18 protein-coding genes are annotated in these 18,114 nt (G+C 39.4%); 8 read left to right on the top strand and 10 right to left on the bottom strand.

Annotated features, from left to right (window positions below; translation table 11 throughout):
- Positions 1-170: 170 nt before the first annotated feature.
- Both ACT3TH_RS13535 and ACT3TH_RS13530 read right to left on the bottom strand, forming a co-directional pair.
- Entirely contained in the window at positions 171-515 is a 345-nt protein-coding gene (locus tag ACT3TH_RS13535; RefSeq protein WP_444756307.1) for a PepSY domain-containing protein, read from the bottom strand.
- Between the two features lie 34 nt (positions 516-549).
- Positions 550-744 (bottom strand): hypothetical protein, encoded by a 195-nt coding sequence (locus ACT3TH_RS13530; RefSeq protein ID WP_444756306.1) that lies wholly within the window; start codon positions 742-744, stop codon positions 550-552.
- 196 nt (positions 745-940) lie between these two features.
- On the opposite strand from ACT3TH_RS13530, the gene ACT3TH_RS13525 reads away from it, so the two are divergent.
- Positions 941-1,486 carry a manganese efflux pump MntP gene (locus tag ACT3TH_RS13525; protein ID WP_198334094.1) on the top strand — a complete coding sequence of 182 codons (546 nt, stop codon included), beginning with the start codon at positions 941-943 and terminating at the stop codon, positions 1,484-1,486.
- Here ACT3TH_RS13525 and ACT3TH_RS13520 read toward each other — a convergent pair.
- The 3 genes from ACT3TH_RS13520 to ACT3TH_RS13510 all read right to left on the bottom strand — a co-directional run bounded on the left by ACT3TH_RS13520 (position 1,448) and on the right by ACT3TH_RS13510 (position 3,763).
- Positions 1,448-2,212, bottom strand: a complete 765-nt coding sequence (locus ACT3TH_RS13520; protein WP_444756305.1) for a PAP2 family lipid A phosphatase — start codon at positions 2,210-2,212, stop codon at positions 1,448-1,450. The two genes, ACT3TH_RS13525 and ACT3TH_RS13520, sit on opposite strands and share 39 nt — an antisense overlap.
- A gap of 48 nt (positions 2,213-2,260) precedes the next feature.
- A complete protein-coding gene (locus ACT3TH_RS13515; RefSeq protein ID WP_025651484.1) occupies positions 2,261-2,734 on the bottom strand; it encodes a diacylglycerol kinase in 474 nt (157 codons plus the stop codon).
- Between the two features lie 432 nt (positions 2,735-3,166).
- Positions 3,167-3,763, bottom strand: a complete 597-nt coding sequence (locus tag ACT3TH_RS13510) for a PepSY domain-containing protein (protein WP_025651486.1) — start codon at positions 3,761-3,763, stop codon at positions 3,167-3,169.
- Between the two features lie 271 nt (positions 3,764-4,034).
- Between ACT3TH_RS13510 and ACT3TH_RS13505 the strand changes: the two genes are divergently transcribed.
- Positions 4,035-5,015, top strand: a complete 981-nt coding sequence (locus ACT3TH_RS13505) for a CorA family divalent cation transporter (RefSeq protein ID WP_444756304.1) — start codon at positions 4,035-4,037, stop codon at positions 5,013-5,015.
- 56 nt (positions 5,016-5,071) lie between these two features.
- Here ACT3TH_RS13505 and ACT3TH_RS13500 read toward each other — a convergent pair whose 3' ends face one another.
- The 4 genes from ACT3TH_RS13500 to ACT3TH_RS13485 form a co-directional block, all read right to left on the bottom strand.
- The gene (locus ACT3TH_RS13500) at positions 5,072-6,418 is read right to left on the bottom strand and encodes a sensor histidine kinase (protein ID WP_444756303.1); all 1,347 of its coding nucleotides are present in this window, start codon (positions 6,416-6,418) and stop codon (positions 5,072-5,074) included.
- Positions 6,419-6,515: 97 nt separating this feature from the next.
- Complete coding sequence (locus ACT3TH_RS13495; RefSeq protein WP_198334088.1) at positions 6,516-7,202, bottom strand: response regulator transcription factor; 687 nt, start codon at positions 7,200-7,202, stop codon at positions 6,516-6,518.
- A gap of 44 nt (positions 7,203-7,246) precedes the next feature.
- Positions 7,247-8,947 (bottom strand): phosphoethanolamine transferase, encoded by a 1,701-nt coding sequence (locus ACT3TH_RS13490; protein WP_444756302.1) that lies wholly within the window; start codon positions 8,945-8,947, stop codon positions 7,247-7,249.
- 539 nt (positions 8,948-9,486) lie between these two features.
- Positions 9,487-9,657: an ATP-binding protein gene (locus ACT3TH_RS13485; RefSeq protein WP_102077221.1), complete on the bottom strand. Its 171-nt coding sequence runs from the start codon at positions 9,655-9,657 to the stop codon at positions 9,487-9,489.
- 214 nt (positions 9,658-9,871) lie between these two features.
- Between ACT3TH_RS13485 and ACT3TH_RS13480 the strand changes: the two genes are divergently transcribed.
- Together ACT3TH_RS13480 and ACT3TH_RS13475 are read left to right on the top strand one after the other, a co-directional pair.
- The gene (locus ACT3TH_RS13480) at positions 9,872-10,537 is read left to right on the top strand and encodes an IS1595 family transposase (protein WP_444756308.1); all 666 of its coding nucleotides are present in this window, start codon (positions 9,872-9,874) and stop codon (positions 10,535-10,537) included.
- A 108-nt stretch (positions 10,538-10,645) separates the two neighbouring features.
- Positions 10,646-11,287: a hypothetical protein gene (locus ACT3TH_RS13475; protein WP_093071414.1), complete on the top strand. Its 642-nt coding sequence runs from the start codon at positions 10,646-10,648 to the stop codon at positions 11,285-11,287.
- A 42-nt stretch (positions 11,288-11,329) separates the two neighbouring features.
- Here the strand turns inward: ACT3TH_RS13475 and ACT3TH_RS13470 are convergent, their stop codons facing one another.
- Positions 11,330-11,650: a hypothetical protein gene (locus ACT3TH_RS13470; protein WP_093071415.1), complete on the bottom strand. Its 321-nt coding sequence runs from the start codon at positions 11,648-11,650 to the stop codon at positions 11,330-11,332.
- Positions 11,651-11,900: 250 nt separating this feature from the next.
- On the opposite strand from ACT3TH_RS13470, the gene ACT3TH_RS13465 reads away from it, so the two are divergent.
- From ACT3TH_RS13465 to ACT3TH_RS13450, 4 genes are all read left to right on the top strand, one after another.
- Positions 11,901-12,119, top strand: coding sequence for a helix-turn-helix domain-containing protein (locus tag ACT3TH_RS13465; RefSeq protein WP_093071416.1), 219 nt, complete (start codon positions 11,901-11,903; stop codon positions 12,117-12,119).
- Positions 12,120-12,415: 296 nt separating this feature from the next.
- Complete coding sequence (locus ACT3TH_RS13460; protein ID WP_145989805.1) at positions 12,416-12,937, top strand: hypothetical protein; 522 nt, start codon at positions 12,416-12,418, stop codon at positions 12,935-12,937.
- Entirely contained in the window at positions 12,930-15,239 is a 2,310-nt protein-coding gene (locus tag ACT3TH_RS13455; protein WP_093071418.1) for a hypothetical protein, read from the top strand. Before ACT3TH_RS13460 ends, ACT3TH_RS13455 begins: the two co-directional genes overlap by 8 nt.
- 116 nt (positions 15,240-15,355) lie before the next feature.
- Positions 15,356-18,094, top strand: a complete 2,739-nt coding sequence (locus ACT3TH_RS13450) for a site-specific integrase (RefSeq protein WP_167669420.1) — start codon at positions 15,356-15,358, stop codon at positions 18,092-18,094.
- The last annotated feature ends 20 nt before the right edge of the window (positions 18,095-18,114 follow it).

Here is an 18,114-nt window from a genome sequence, read left to right as displayed (position 1 = left end):
TAAGCTGAAAGATTTCAAGAAAATTGCCATGCGTGCTGAAAAAACGGATGAGTCGTTTGCTGCTAATATCTATTTAGCAGCGACGATTATCCATTTACGGTAATTGTCAACACACCCTAGTGTACAGAGTAGAGCCGTTGTTAAGCTATATTCAACCAAGTTTTAAAATATTAATTATCATCGTCTAACTGACTGCTGATAACCTGCCCATTCATGCCATCGATTACCAGTTTGTGTATGTCCATCCCATTAGCTATTTCAATCTCGTAAGCGGGTATACCGTTATCAAAATCAAACTCTGCTTCAGTAATTTTGCCACCAACACTTTGCGTTGCTTTTTGCATGGCTTGGGTTAGGGTTATCTGTGCTTGCCTCATAGCGTTATATTCTGCTAAGTCATCTTGATCCATTTTTTCCTGCTTAGATTTTAGAACTTTACCGCTACTGGCATCAACTTTTACTTCATGCTCCACTCCATTATTGATAAGCTCGATTTCATACTCGCCACCTGCCATATAATCATTTTGGTCAAATTCAGCGCTTACTAGATCACCTGTTATATTTTTTTTGTGCAATAGCGACGGCTTGCTCTAGACTGATTTTACTCTTCGCTATTGCGACTGCATCACTCGTCTTTGCGCCTGAAATAGCAGGTATTTGGCCTGAGGCAACAGCGAGCGTACCAATACCTAGAACGCTCGCGGCAATAAGCAGGGATTTGGTTAAGGTTGATAGTTTTTTCATCGTATTTACTCCGTACGTGAAATTCATGACTGACGATTTGTTAATGAAAATGTCAGAGGTGTCGATATGAGTCCATCATACAAAATAAGACATAGGAGAAGCTTAGCGTAGAATAAGCGTTCAGTTAGCTACTCATATTTTTGAGCTATAATGCTGTTGCTCATTCGATAACCCTTATAAAGAGTAATGTTTTATTATGTTTGAGATACTATTATTGGCGTTAGCACTCGCTGCGGATGCGTTTGCGGCTGCAATCGGTCTTGGCTCGACACATAGAAGCGATGGTAAGTCGCAGTTTATAAAGATGGCGTTACTCATTGGATTATACTTCGGTGTTGCTCAGGGGGTGATGCCGCTAATTGGTTATGCGCTTGGCTCTACTATGCTCGGTTGGTTTGCGGAATGGGCTGCTTGGATCGCTTTTATCATACTAGTGGCTCTTGGGATTAAGATGCTTTATGAGTCGTGTTCGGTTAATGACGATACTCGGATCAATATAAGTCATAAAACCTTGCTGTCATTGGCTATAGCGACTAGTCTCGATGCGATGGCAGCAGGCTTTACGTTAAACCTGTTGGTAGTTAATGCTTATGCTGCCTGTTTAATCATCGCATTGACGACCGCTATTTTAAGTGTTTTAGGGGCTTATATAGGACGCCAGTCAGGAACATGGCTCGGCAGTTGGGCAGAAGCTCTGGGCGGTTTAGTGCTGATAGCGATTGGTGTGAAGATGGTTATTTGAAGCATGATTATGCTCTGTTCTCTTAAAAAACACGCTGGCCAGCGCACAAGCTATAGTCAAAGACACCAACATCGATACTAAGGTATGACTAAAAAAATGATCACCAAACATCATTTTATATAGGCCCATTGTCCAGCCTAATACGGTTACGATTTCAAATATTCGATAGCGATACTTATAAAGAGTAGGTAAAAATGCTAAGCCATACAAAGAAAATCCTGCGCTGGCATGAGCTGCTGGAAAACATTTTGTATCGGTTTTAGCAAGCATATTTTGCCATAGATTAAGATAAGGTAGATCCCCGCCAAAAAGCGTTAGATGATTAGGACAGCTCACATGAGTAACGCTTTTTAATAGCGCGATAGTAGAAGGCACCACAATAAGAACAATAAGTAAGTAACTTATTTCACGAATTGAGAAGGGCACAATAAATTTACTTGTTTTATTGTTATCGATGATAGAGGCGATATTTGAAGATTGTCTGTATTTGATAACCAATACGGATATTAAATAGAGAGCCAACAAGATTAATAATGCTTTAGGACCATCATAAAAAATAAAAGCGTAAGGCTGTTCGCCTTTTTCTATCAGCCACTGACCATTATTATAGAAAAACTCACTAATACGAACATCAAATTGGCTATGCTCAAAGGTTAGAGCGGCAATAATTGTTAAGCAAAAAAGCTTAAGCCATATCCAGTTAGTTGGGTTATCTTCTAAAATCATGAAAATACCTTACTCAATGTATTAAATTGCTAAAAATTTAAGCACTTTTTAAAATAAAAGATTAGATAACGCCATGCACCACAAAACGAACAATAGTAATAATGCCAAAAATTGCGCGGCAGAACCCACGTCCTTGGCTATTTTAGCGAGGGGATGATGATCCGTTGAAGTATGATCGACGCTCGCTTCAATACCCGTATTAATAAGCTCCACAATGAGGGATAAGAATGAAGCAATCACAAGCACCATTTTGGCGCTGACGTTAAAAGGCATAAATATAATGACCGTGAACAATAAGAGATTGAGCCAGATAACTTGCCTAAAGGCCGCTTCAAACTTATAAGCCGCTTTAAAACCATCTATAGAATACCCCGTAGCTTTTACAATACGGGCTAACCCTTTTTTACCTTTAACCTCATTTGCAAAACTATCCGCTACAAAAGTATCATCAGATACAGGCTGATTTTTATAATCAAGATTTGTATGTTCGTGGCTCAGAGCAGTAGTCTTGGAATTATTCATATCGATAGCTTAGTATTTATTAAGATTAGAATAGCTGGCAGGTCTTAATGATATTACAGTGCATGTTAAGATCGCGTTAAGATGAATTTCATATAATAAGAAGCAGTAGCGAATACCGAGTTTGATTAAGGTATTGGCTACTACTGACTATTGAAGTTACAGTGAAAATAAGAAAAAGTGCAATCACCGATATATTTATTGTTGTAATGATCCCAGTGTAGGAGGGCACTGGTTAGCACTTGGGTATCAGTATGTGCTTGGAGCTGTTAAGGAAGCGTTAAGATAAAAAATATTTATAAAATTATTTGGAAAGGGCAATATTAATATCAAAATTCAATATATACAAAAAAGCAATAGCCGACACCTTGTTTATCAAGGTATTGGCTACTGCATCCTATTAATGAAGAGTTAGTATTTAGCTTTGCTTACTTTTTAGCCATCATCCTCCATATCAACTTGGCTGCTTAGAACCTTGCCAGTATTGGCATCTATGCTCACATCATATATCTGATTGTCTTTGACAACTTCGATGTCATATAAGGCTTGACCTTTTTCAAGCTCGAACTCAACACCGATGACTTTACCATTTACGCTTTGAGTGGCTTTTTGCATAGCACTAGTTAGCGTAACTTTGGCTTGCATCAGCGCTCTATATTCAGCCATGTCTTCTTTATCTAACTTCTCTTTTTCAGTCTCGATGACTTTGCCAGTATTGGCGTCGATCTTGACCTCGTAAGCCGTACCGTTTGATACAAACTCAACTTCATACTCGCCCGTTACAGCACCGTTGCCATTATCATCATCGTCGTCATAATCGAATTCTGCGCTGATTAGATCACCTTTAGCATTCTGTTTAGCTATATCGATTGCTTGCGTTAAGCTGATCTTACTTTGCATAGCGCTGACAGCTTCACTTGATCCAGTTACGGCTTTGGTATTAGCAGCAGGGGCGGCGATAGCGGTTGCACCTACGCCTGCAATAGTAAGGGCGATGATTGCTGATTTGGTTAGCGTTGATAAGTTTTTCATGAGAGTCATCCTTTGTATTAATCAATTTCTGACACACCATTAGTGGTTTTGCCAGCTACCTTGTGGGTATGAATCTATAATACGAGAGACGACATAGGGGAAACTTAGCGGAAAATAAGAGTTTGATTAGCGAGTAGATATAATAAATATTGCTTAATTTTCTGAGTTAAATCACTATTAAAAGACTATTAAACGTTTAACATAGCTAATATTTGTTCTAGATATCAAGTTTACTAAATTTTGATTAAAGGAGTTTCTATAGGGGGAAGGGATGTCAGAAAAGTTCTTACGAAACACTACACTTATTACTTATTCACCTTCAAAAGTGTCAATAGTACCTTGTGAAGATATCTTAATTTTAAACTTTAAGCCTCACGGCGACGAAGTTTTTTGGCTCAATACTTATGGATTGAGTGAATTAAATGAGATGAAACAAGTTGTCATCCAGAACCAGTTTGATGATTTTTTAATTAAATTATTGCAAGATGATGAGCATGCCAATAAGGTTATCGAACTCGATAATGTCCTGTTTATCGCTCTAAAAGTATTAAAAACTGATGACAAAAATCTAGATAATAAACAATTGATTTTCGTTGTATCGTCAAATATGTTATGGAGTTTGCAAGAGAATCATAATAATCATTTTCAGTGGATTCGTGATCGCTTAAGCGAAGGCAAAGGACAAGTTCGAAGCAAAAAAGTAGATTATTTGCTTTTTCTGTTGATTGAGTCATTGATAGCAAACTATGAAGAGACGTTTGAGAAATTACTGAATGCTGACGGTGACTCGATAAAGGTGACCAATATTAATCCAACGCCTTATTTTACTAAAAAGGTTGAGGAGCAAAAACGTCGCATGTTGAACTTTAAGAAAGCGACGCTGAGCCTTCGCAATACCATTGTAAAGCTGGAAACGATTAATATTATTCCTATGGATAGTAAGTATTTCACCGAACTTAAAGAGCAAGCCAACAATTTGATTGATGAAATTGATTTTGAGTTGTTTGAGCTTGATAGTAAAACCAATCTGATATTCTCAATTCAGGGCCATCGTTTGAATGAAATCATACGTACCTTGACCTTAGTGTCAGTGGTATTTATACCATTAACATTTTTGGTAGGCGTTTACGGCATGAATTTTGACTATATGCCTGAGTTAAAATGGAAGGAGGGTTACTTTGCCTTGTGGGGTGTGATGGTAACATTGACTGTGGCCATCGTTGTGTATTTTAAAAGTAAGAAATGGTTTTAAACTGTACTGCTAACTTGTAGTGTCTTAGGCTTTTAAAGATTGTTTATTAGTAGAATTTATTTATAATAAATACTGAAGGTGCTACCGCCAGCAGCATTGGCTTGATGGGTAAGTTGCCAGCCCATATGGGTCATGATGCGTTGCACGATGCTAAGACCCAAGCCCGTGCCTTCAACCTTAGTGCTTGTAAAGTATTCTGACAAAGAATCATTTGCTAAGGGTGTATCATTATTCTGCTGTTGCAGGCGCTCGAACCTCTCATAGAGTAGAGGCATCATCGCTTCAGGAATACCTAAGCCAGTATCGGTAACGGTGATTTTTTCATGATCAATAGTGACTCTTACCTCACCCTCATCCGTGTATTGAAAGGCATTCTTTATCAAGTTTCCTAGTGCCATTTTTAGCAGTTCAGGCCGCACATAGGCGAAATACTCTTGTTTAGCCACTAAGGTATAACTCACCGTTTTATAACGCAGCAAGTATTTCAAGCGCTCCACCTCATTGTTAGCAATGTTATTGATAGAGGTTTGCGGAGCGTCCAGTTTTTCAGGAGCACGCGAGAGTAGTAATAATGCGCTGATAATCTCAGAGGTTTCTTTGGCCGTATTGCTAATACGGTTAGTAAACTCGCTCAAACGGCTATCGCCTTCTAACTGGGAAGCCAGTACTTCTGATGCACCCATGATAATCGTCAAAGGCGTGCGCAACTCGTGGCTAACATCTCCAGTAAATAGCTGCTCACGTTTGAGATACTGCTCAAGCTTATGATTCTTCTCATCAATAGCGCGTGCTAATACGCCAACCTCGGAGGGCAAATGGGTCAATTCGGTTAAATTTTGATGATCGGTCTCTACTGCTTTTTTTAAGTCTAATAAAGGTTTAGTAATTTGCCTAGAGGATAGCTGAGAAAATATTGCGGCAATTAGTAAGCTTAAAATAACGGCAACTCTCAAGGCATTAGCAAAGATATCTTCTAGGTGCTCAAAGATGGCAAGGACAGGGTAGTTCCCCATTACCATCTCAGTGTCTTCTAAATAGCTCAAAATATAGTTTTGCTTATTTTTTTGATAGTGAAAAAAATGCAGTTCCGTTCTAACATCGCCACCTTTGGTGGGCACGGTTACGGGCATCTCTTGCACTGTCTCGGTTGCCAAAGCTTTTAAATTATCAGGTGCATGATTATAACGATAAATAGTGATACCAGGTTTTGCCGTATAAATAGGCTGATCTCCGTCCTTTTCTTGACTAAGCTCTAGCTGTTGTAGCAAACGAGCTTTGACCAACTCTTGCTCCATCTTTGTCTCAGCGTACACAAAAATGCTGACGAATGTCGCACACAGTAGTATGGCAAATAGAAAATATGACAGTCGAAATTTATTGGCGATGGAGTCGATGCTGAACATGGTATTTACTTCTAGTAGAAGGCGGTAAGAAGGGAATAGTAGATATCACTAACACGACTCTCAATCAGGCTGAGTCGCTAAATCGTACAAGAATATTTTATACTTTATCCGGATTAATTATCTGATAACCCACTCCAGGCATCGTCATTATCATAGGTCTGGCAAATGGCTTGTCGACTTGTACGCGTACACTATGCATATGAGTCCGTAGCGCATCGCTACTTGGAATATCCTCACCCCATACCTTTTCCTCAAGCTCACTTTTACTGACGACTCGTGGCGACGCATTCATTAATGTTTCTAAAATTTTAAACCCTGTCGGTGTCAGTTTTAGTGATTTACCTTCTCGTCTAATCGTGTGCTCATTAGCATTTAAGGATAATGGTCCGACAGCTAAGCTGTGCTCAAAATACTCATCCTGATTTCGACGGATAAGCGCTTTGATACGTGATTCCAACTCAATGAGTGAAAAAGGCTTGACCAGATAATCGTCAGCGCCACTATCGAAGCCTGCGACTTTATCCAAAATCGTATCACGAGCCGTCAGCATCAATACGGGGGTTTTATTATGTAGCTCATCTCTCAGTTTTTTACATAGCTTGGTGCCGTCTATACCCGGCAGCATGACATCTAATAAAATAACGTCATAGCGATTATTTGCAGCGAGTGTTAAGCCGCTAATGCCATTATGAGCATTGTCCAACTCAAAACCTTTAGGTTCAAAAAAAGCGTAGATATTGGCGACAATATCGGGATTGTCTTCGATGATAAGTATCTTGTACATAATAGTCTCTTGTATAAATATTAGTAGCGCCTAGGTTGAAGGTCTTAATGGACAGTTTTAAAAAAGGTTGGCGCTGCTGCTACCTCATCGGTAGTAATACCGAAAAAGTTAAGTAAAGTTGGCGTAATAAAGTCATGTGATACGGGCTGATTAATCGTACTAATGAGACTACTTTTATCAATATTATTGCTAGTAGGCGACCAAATGATGACAGGCACCTGCTTTTGCGCATCAGGTGCGATAGCGTAGGGCATGCCATGCAAGTAAATATTATTCTCGCCTAAACTTTCGCCATGATCGCTAATATATACCATTACCACATCATAGTCCTGCTCATACTTTTTGAGCGTATTAATCACGTTATTTAAGAAATAATCTGTATAACGAATAGCATTGTCATAAGCATTGATGACGGATTGATCATCGCATTTAGCAAGCTCGTTCGTCATGCATACTGGTTTGTACTCTTCAAACTCCTTAGGATAACGTTTGTAGTAAGCAGGACCATGATTACCCATTTGATGCAATAAAATAAGGGTGTCTTTAGCAGAGCCGTCTGCTGTTACTCCTGTATCTGACTTAACTAAAGTATCAAAACCGTCAAGCATACCAATATCACGACACTCCTCATCACAATTTGGATTAACATCAGGCGTCTTAAAGTCCTCAAAAGTTACTCTATTAGCTACTCCTTTAGAGCTCGAATTATTGTCTCGCCAAACAACTTTGACGCCTTGCTTGTTCAAGGTATCTAGTACATTTTCATTATAGTCTGCCGTATTGTAATCATAATTTTCTCGATTAGCATAACTAAACATACAAGGTACGGAATAAGCGGTGGACGTGCCACAAGAGGTCGCATTTCTAAAGCTATAGATATTTGGCTGGCTAGCAAGTAAAGGCGTAGTGTTGCGCTTGTAGCCATTAAGAGCGATATGATCGGCACGAACCGTTTCACCAACGACAAATACCATGAGTTTAGGTTTTGCTGCACTAGTACCAGCAGTAGGGGTTATACGTTTGGCGTCTGTAGCATGCAGGGTCAAAGTATCCGGACGACGCAATTCATCGATATAGTCGGTACCTAATTTGATAACCGAATAAATAGGGGTAATAGGATTAGCATAACTACGAACCATTTTATGCTGACGAAAAAAGGTGGCGTATTGATCGCCAAAGGGCAGTAGGCAGACAGCCATTAAGGCGATAGATGAGGTTAAGGTTAACGCTTTTTGCCATAGCGCTCGACGTAAAGGTACTCTTTTTATGCGGATTTTAGCAATAATAACTGCGGGTATAACGCCTAGCAGGAACACTCGTATAAAGAAGCTTAGCGACATCAGCCCCATCGCTTCACCTTGATCGGTTTGTATACTATTGATCAGCATATTAGTATCGAAAATAGTGCCATAAGCGTCAGTAAAATAGCCACATACGGCCGCTGTCATTACCATAGCGATGAGCACTGGTTTAGCAATAGGACGATAGCAAAATAATTGGAAAAGCAGCCACATTAAGCCAAACAATAAGCCTGTGATAGAAACCATGAAGCCAACGTTATTACCAAAAGGGTAAATGCTAAGCACTTGCGCGAAAAAACCAAAATTTGCAGTAGCGACTAAATAGAGCGCAATGATAATAATCAGATAGTTAAGATTAATTTCATGATTAAAAATGCTGTTTAGATAGCTTTTTTTGGTAGGAGCTTTGGTGATTTCAGTGCTAAGTGCTTGAGAGGTTGACATAACTAGGCTTCTCAACAGGATGGTAAGGGGTTTGTTTCCTTACGATAACAAGAGGCCTGTTAAGAAGACGTTAAGATATTTGGGTTGAGTAATGCTTTAAGAAGATAATATATTCTTAAAAATAAATAGTTAGATAATAAGCTTAAGGATGCATATTGCCTCTACTTTAGCTGGTTAGTCGACGCCTAATAAACCAACTAATTATAATTACTATAGCAATCGATAAAAAAATCTTTGAGTAGGGTGCTAACGCAGTCTCTATAACCTCGTAGTTTTTGCCGAAGTGGTAACCTGCAAGCGTCAGTACAGTTGTCCAAACACTAGAACCCAAAGCAGTCAATACTAAAAAAGATAAAAGTGGCATTTTGTTCATACCCCCATATCAACAACATCACCTAAGAAAATTAGACTTCATAATCTAGCCTTATACACTATATGAATAATAGCATTCAGAGCCTTTCGACTTATCAAAATAAAATAGACCTATAGTAGGTCTACATATTATTAATATTTTGAACACTAGGATATTGAGGTGTATGCTACTTAGCAATCAATAATCCTACAGTAACTTCAAAACAATACTCATCTTTGTTAGTGATATTGACCGTCCCTTTATGAGCATTAGCAATAGCCTGAACGATAGATAAACCCAAACCTGATCCTGAATGGTGCTGGCTGGTTTTATCATGACGATAAAAGCGCTCAAACAAACCCCAATATTGCCCAAGCTACCTGGGTATTTCTTTGAAAACTAAAAAATTCGCTAAGCTATACAAGACAGTGCTTATTATCAATCTTTAGTATCAGGGTGTATTAAACAATCGACTCTCTGTCCTATTGAAACTGATAATGACGTACCCTAAAAAACGCTGATGTCGTCACCTGAGAAGCACGTTATAGGGGCTGTCCTAGATAAGTAAAATTATTGAGGATAGCACTACGAGAAAGAGTAAACTAAGTTGGTATAAACAAAGCAGACTAATCGAGTTATTTGTTGCCGGTTCTACCGCCAGAACAGCAGCAAGCCTAATTGATGTTAATAAAACGACAGCCAGTTATTACTTTCATAGGCTAAGACTGCTTATTTACGAGAACAGTCAAGCCCCTGGTCTATTTGAAGGCGAAATCGAAGTAGACGAATCATACTTTGGTGGAACTCGTAAAGGCAAGCGAGGGCGAGGTGCTGGTAGCAAAGTGCCCGTGTTTGGCCTACTAAAGCGTAATGGCAAGGTCTACGCTTGTATTATACCCAATGCTAAAGCAGATACTTTGATCCCCATCATAAGAGAAAAAGTGAAGCCTGATAGCATTGTTTATACTGACTCATTTAAAAGCTATAACGCATTAGATGTCAGTGAGTTTACTCATTATCGTATCAACCACTCCAAAACCTTTGTTAATGACAAGAATCATATTAACGGTATAGAGAACTTCTGGAACCAAGCTAAACGGCATCTACGCAAGTTTAACGGAGTTCCAAAAGAGCATTTTCACCTTTATTTAAAGGAATGTGAGTGGCGTTTTAATCATAGTGACCCAAAGTCGCAATTACTACAATTAAAACAGTGGGTTAAACAGGGTTTGAACTAGTTATCTAGGACAGCCTCAAATTCATTAATCATACGGTAAGTCAGTATAAAAATAAAAACGAGTGATACTTTTAGTGTCATAACATTTAGAGTAACAAAAGGTCTAATCATGAAATATCAGCTCGACAACTCAAAAATAGATAGTGTTCCGTGTGTCGCCTTATACCGACCAGATAAAGACCATTATTCGCCATCTATTATCGCCTGTTTTATGATCAATGACGGTTGGAATGAGCAGGCACTACTAGAGCTAAGAGAGAAAGCAGAGGCTGATATTTTAGTAGGCTTACAGACAGATAACAATGAGTATGAACGCTTAGATATTGTAGAAGGCATTATTAGATGCCAGCCTAATGAAGTAAATGATGTCGTTGAACTGCTAGATGTAAGGTCCGCAAGTACTATTATCGGTATAGATGTAATAGATGTTATAAGCTTGTTTGAGGTTGGCAGTTCATTCCAGTTTTTTCAAGCGAGCTCTACAGGCGAGCATGAATTCGATATGATAAAGATAGCCACACACAAGCTGATTAATCTACTTGCAAAAGCTCATGATACTAAAGGAATATTTGTTGGCATGCAGAGTCCGCAAAGCTTACCACTGGAATCCATGGCTTATGTAACAGAAGCTGTTGAAGAGTTGTTGTCTGGTGACGATACCTTTATATACTATAGTTCAAATAGTACTGATGAGCCTGAATTTTTTCGTTTGAATGGAATTTATGCTGAAGAAAAACAAAGCCACACGTAGTAAACGTATGGCTTTGGCTGCTACTATCAATTGAAGCTGGTTCTATTTGCTAACAGAATCCCCGCGCCACATAGCATGCTCACACACTGCGCAAAACCAACTCTCTTTTGCTCGCATGTAAGCAATATCGGCAGGTACTTCAATAGGACAGGCGCTTCCGCAATATTCGCAGCACACATCATCTAAGCAAGCGTAGCATTGGCTTACGGTTTCAAATAATACATGCGTATTAATGCTATATTTTTGACAAAGCAGACGGATATAATCTATATAGCTGATTTTGTGATCATAAGCCCAATAATCTTCACAGACCCGTTTGTCCCAAGCATTTTGTGTCATGCTCCATTCAATGCTGATGCCCACAACGTGCTCCTTTTTAATGACCTGATACCTACGATTAACATTCCCTTTTTATAGTAATGATATCTATTGAAACAGTCACACCTACCATCATTAGCCAGCTATTGAGCAGCAAGATAGGTATATGACATAATAAAGCGTTAGTCAGCATAAAATAGTTTTTGACGGAAACTTAGTTATTGCCAACGAGTATTATTCTAGCAGAAAAGTAGTCACTGGCAAGTATTTTTTACTTACCAATAAGGATTTTATTGTGATTTCTTGTAATCTCCCTGTGCTTCTAGCAGAAAGACGACTACGGGTTGCCGATCTAGTAAGGATGACAGACATTAGTAAATCAACACTTCATAGGATTTATAACGATGAGACGACTCGTATAGAGTTCGATACACTAAGCAAATTGTGTGAAGTACTAGAGGTGACACCATGCGAGATATTAAAATACATACCTGATGAAGACAGTAAAAATTAGGTTTTATAAATAATGTAGTTGAATCTATACATTCATTCTAAACTCTAAAAATAACGATATTATTACCTGATAAAAAACAATCATAGCTCTCACGAAGTAATGGCATCGCTGTTATTTTTGAGAGCTCTTTTTAATGACTTTGCACTCATTTACATCCAATATGTTTTTTAATAAATATAATTAAATCATCCACTTGTATAATGTTATGTTATAACGTACTATTAATGAAATGATAATTTTTAGAGCAGTTTATCGTGAAAAATAAGACTCTTCGCTCAACTCAAAAGCTGTTAGTTTTGAGCTCAGAAAATCTCACCATTCACCCTGATGCCAGAACTGCTTTTATGGTTTGGCAGCAGCATAGATTGCCTCTGCGTCGACCACAGCTGGCAGGCTTAGATGATTATTATCGACCAGCATTGCGGTTATGTATGCTTGATAGAGACAGTTATCAGTTCTTCAATAACTTTGCACGAATCGATGAGGTAATGAGGTTCGAAGATAGCTGGCGTCAGCCTTGTCTGATTGCGCTTGAAAGTCGTCATGATATTAAGCGGCTGGCGTGGTGCGAGGTTCTCAGTCTATCTAGGTTTGCTGGCGTGAATCATCCGGCTCTGTTTCAAGCCATATATCAAAATGCATCAAAGCAGCTTATCTGTGAGCTGATGGGCGTGCCCCGATTAACCGTTAGTAATTACTGTCATTTTGCAGGTATCAGTCAAAGTAGCTATGAATATCAGCAGTGTAAGGTAGCATGTGATGAGACTTTATTAGGTCTACCTAAAAACATGAACTGGATGAATGGTAGACATGGCTGATACTAAACTGTTCGATGATGTGACTGATAAACGAGTATTGAATAAGCTCATTCCTATAGGCTCGCCACATTATGTGCAAATGCAAGCATTGGTTATTGATATTATCGGTCTGGTGCCAGACGCTGAGATTGATCTACTGTGTTCGGCGCCACTTGCTAATGCTAGTTTTAGGGGCATCGATTGTACTGAAGTGATCCAGCAGATTATCGGGCAAGGTAGAACGGGAGAGTGGGCGGTTACATATATGCTGCTTATATTTTATCAAGCGTATGGTGCGGTTGATAGCGGTAGTGATGCTTGGCGGTTTATGAGCGGCTACCTCAAAATCATATTTATGATTACAGCTAGGCAAGATAAGCATTTTGCTAAAATTGATAAACTAGGCGTTCGTATTCGTATGGCATTAAGGCCTGCTGATCCACAGCGCGATATCCTCAACGAGTTAATTAGAATTCATGATCAGTGCGATAACCTATCCTCATGCTTATCTTCTATCAGAAAGTATGAGATAAGCGTCAAACAAGAAGAGGCAACGGGTAAAGCTGCTAATCAGTATCTTGCCAGTAAAGTTGGTCAAATCAGGCTGGCTTATGAGGTAGTCATAAACAATAAAGCTTTTATCGGTAAAACTTATGATAAGAGCGCCAAACGTTCAAAAAAAGCTCAAAGTGTTGTTAATACTACGACGGTTATTGATGGTGAGCCGTTACAGAAAAAATTGTTTAGTACGAAACAATCACGCAAGTCAACTAACGTGGCAACTGCTGAGAATATTGCCGATGATAACACACCGCCACTGCTGGACAATAATTTTAAACCCATCAAACAAATCGCCAAATCCTCTGAGCTACAGCAATGGAAGCTCAAAAGCAGCTATCAGCATGCCAGCCGCAATCAGTTTCATTTCCCAACTAATCATCGCCAGCTGAGTGTAACTGGCTATCAAATGCTATTTTCGATGCTATGGCAACGCTTTATGAAGGAACACATGAAAAGTAGAACGGGTTATGCCGTCTTACTACTGTCACTGTTAAGCGGTCTTAGTATTGACAATATAATTGATGATTGGCAGCGCGGTCGCAGTCAGCGTCAGTATTTTGTTTATGACCGTACTCGTAAAGTCAGTAGTATTGCTATCACGATTGATGTGACCACCAATACCAGAAGCCATTTACTTGCTCACAGGCAAAGCTATGGTAGCGTATTCAAGCGAGCACTACCTGAAGTGCTACAGATCATGTTAGAGGACAAAGTCGCTGTTTCACTTGATGATGTCAAACTAGCTATCAACGAGGTTAAGAATCAGCTCAACCTGCCAGCTTTGAGTGCTCAATATATCGAGTCTGGATTGTTTGTAGTGATTAAAAATGGCCTTAGTAAGCCACTACATGCTGACATCCTCACAGGCGTTGATGTAAAGCACAGCTCGCCGCTGTATTACACCAGCATCAAAACTGCTGATCTAGAGCAAACCTATATAAAAGCAGTAGCACTGCTAAGCGCATACTGTGATGACGAGAAAAAGGCGTCATTGATAGATGAGTGCAGCGTGTCCATGAATGGTCATAAAAGCCATGTTGGCAGCGATATGGTGCTTGAAACCTCTACGTGCCAGCAGTTCTTTGAACAGTTGGCTATGAGCGCTGAGAGCTATAATGAACGGCTCAATCATAGTATCGAGCGCTATACTGCGCAGTTTAATAGCTATAGCGTTTGGCTGTGGCACACTATTATGATTCAAACCGGTATTCGTCCGGTTAAACATGCGCCAGGATTACTCAATCAGCTTGATTTTAAACGTCGTCTACTATGGGTATCTGATAAAGAAGAGCGTCACGGTCAGTCTGACGGCAGGCTCATTCCGTTAAGTCAGTTTTTAGCCGCTGCTATACAAAACTACATTGATTATATTAAGCAATTTGCCGCTATCTATAATCCAATTTGCCCTGAAACACCTTATCCCCTTGATGCTATTCTGCAATCAGAGCAATCGCTTATTCAAATTTACCAAAAAAATCCAAAAGGCTTTATCGGTATCACGCCAAGCCGCGTTCGATATGAGCTACAAGATTTTTTTAGTCATCAGGATAATTGGCTGCGTCATCAGCTGCGATCCATGCTCACAGAACGTGTGTCTGATTATCTAATTTGTACGCTTTACGGTCATGAGCATCCCGATCAAGAATTTACGCACCCCATGTCATCAAGCTCTATTAATCAATTGCACCAGCTCAGCCCTCATCTAGATGCGATTGCCAATGATCTTTGCCTAAAACAAATTGAGGTTCGCTTATATGGATAACATTAGTGCTCACAAACTGCGGCAGCTCAACAGAGATGGCGCTAAAAAAAGCATTAAAAGCGCAGCTAAAGTGCTGATTGCAGACTATGTTAATCAAAATCCCATGCAATCACCTTGTGAGCTGCAGCATCATGTATGGCGGTGTTAATGATATTGACATATTAAGAGCGCTATATGATTGGCTGTTTAGTGAGCGCCGTGCTTATCAGATTAGTCTGCCAGCAACTGATGGTAAAGATAAAGCAGAGCAATTAGCCGTAATACCGCTTAGCGTGCCTGATTATAACTATGGCTGCGCACTGGATAGTAGTGACGACTTGCAGCGCTTTATCGACTACGTACCCGACGATATGAGTTTGTGTTTTTTATATGCGCTAAAAGACAAGGACTTGAGTAAGACAAAAATAAAACCATTTAACACCATCATTAATGATATCTCAAAGACGCTTAAACTCACCAATAAAGATATTGAGCGTCCGCAGCACTCAATGCTTATTAAACATGCCAACTATCACTGGCGGCAGATGGAAGGTAGCTTAATTGATGGGGCGCTTTCTATTGTTAAACAAGGCGATCTTAAAACCACTGGGCTACCGACTGATAAGCTGAGTCGCTATAACCAAGAAGTTATCAATCCAAACCCTGAGCCGCTTACATGGTCTGAGTTGTTTGATGCCAGTTATCAGGCGGTAGACAAATCACAGAACAAGCGAAATGCTATAGCTTATCCAAGCTTTAGCAAAAATCTAATTAAAGAAGTGCAAGATACGCTCAAACTTACCAGAAGCGCTGCTACTTCTACTATCACAACATTAAAGACAGATGCTAGCCAGCCTAACGCGCAACGCTTACTTAGCTGGGCGTTATCGCTACTGGATGATCATAGCATTAGATTAAATACCATCAGTAAATATATCGGCTGCATTGGTCGCGATTGGTTGATGCTGACTATGGATGAGAATATTGGTCAGTGGGAAGGCGACGACTTTGAGGATATCTATGAGCAGATTATTCAAAGTAAAATTAAAGATGGTCGTAAGACGTCTATGTTATGTAAGTCATCGGAGTTTGAAGATGATACGTCTAGTGATATAGATGATGATAAAAATGCTACTGGCCAACCGATATCTTATCTTGATCGTTTAAAAGACAGTCAGAAATTTACTTATGGACGTCTAAAAGCCTTTCACGATCATCAACGTACTCACTTTGATGCACCTTACGTATACTTCCCTTGGGGTAACAACCGACAAGTGGTTAAAGCCGAAATGGTGTCACCACATGTATATCGCGCAATGAAAAGATACATCCAATCATCGAAGTTAGAAGTTGAGCAAAAGCAACTTTGTTTGATTGTTTTAGCACTTGTTTATCGCACTGGTATGCGAATTAATGAAATTATTGGTATTAAGGTTAGTGACATTGCAGATATAGGGCTTATTAATGGTCGAATGGTTGAAGTACCTAAAATAATACTTAAACCCAACCGTTATCGTAGGCTTAAAAGCAGTAGTGCCAAAAGAGTAATACCGATAGATAGTCTTTTCAAGGATGACGAGTTAAAACAGTTCATAACATTCTATTATCAGCAAAAAAGGTTAAAGCGGCGTTATTTATTCTCACAAGGCTCGGGTGACCAGCCACTGCCAGCAGTGCTTTTTAGTAATATGATGAAAATTATATGGGACAGGCTGCTTATCACGCATGATTTTACCTTTCATAGCTTTCGGCATACTACGATTAGTCATCTTGCACTAGTGTTGAGCGACTCACCACTGGCTCAGGTGGTCACAGACTATGATAAAAAGCATGGCGACAATATCATTAAGGCAATACTTGGTAATAATAAAGAGCAGAGCATTTGGTTTGGTCTGGCAAGTCTTGCAGGGCATCTAACGCCAGATACTACGTTTGAACATTACATTCATACCGCGCATCTGCTGGCTGGTTGGCAAAATAGTGAAGCTAAGCTTGCTATACCGATAACAGTGTTTGAGATGGTAACAGGTATTGGTTATCAGACGATAAATAGACAAGATGGCAGAGCTTATAGTCCTAGCACCAAACAAACTAATCTTGTTAAGATGCGTGGCTATTTAATCAATAAGGTTGCGAGTAAAGAGTCTCTTCTCTCTTATAACAGAACACCAGCTAATACAGATTATGAGCAAAACACACAAAATGACGCAGCGAATACTCGACCGTCTATATTTATCCATCCTAAAATTTATGATGTGATTGCATTCTTGAAAGAGCTTCAAAAAATAAGCATTGATAAAAGAGCAGAGCGGTTGGTAAAGGTCGCACTTTGGCATGGTATTCCTATCCATGAAGGTAGACAGATTTACGATAGAGCCAGTCAAATTTTTTCTGATGATAGGTTGCTTTTAAGTGCGCCGACGGGACATAAAAATCAAGAGGTTTTAGTCAAAGCGTTTGATCGTGCGTATCAGATGTCAACTGATAAACCTGATGAACTAAAGTTATTTGTGGATATATTTTCTGTTAAACAAAACTTAAACACCTCATCGATTCATTTTGGCATTAAAGAGACCCAGCTTGAGATGCTACAGCATTTTGTGACAGTAGGTTGTCAGCTTATCGATGCCAGTCATTGGCAGATTAGAGCGCATAGTGAGCAAGCAGCAAGAGATATTAAAAAAGAACTAGGACTCGATAGCTCAATACGTGTCGGTACGCGTGAGAGTTTCCATGGCTATGAAGTGCGGGTAGTACAGAAAAAGTGTAAGCGGTCTAATAAGAATTTAGCTATGACAGGCAATTATTATGCTTCGTCGAGTGTACTTAAATATTTTGGCTATCTTGTTATGTTATTGGTTGAAGATAACCCCTAGGAAAAAGCTAATATAATGTA

This window comes from Psychrobacter sp. AOP22-C1-C5 (assembly GCF_052378885.1).
Classification (GTDB): domain Bacteria; phylum Pseudomonadota; class Gammaproteobacteria; order Pseudomonadales; family Moraxellaceae; genus Psychrobacter.
This window is presented reverse-complemented; position numbering and strand designations above follow the sequence as displayed.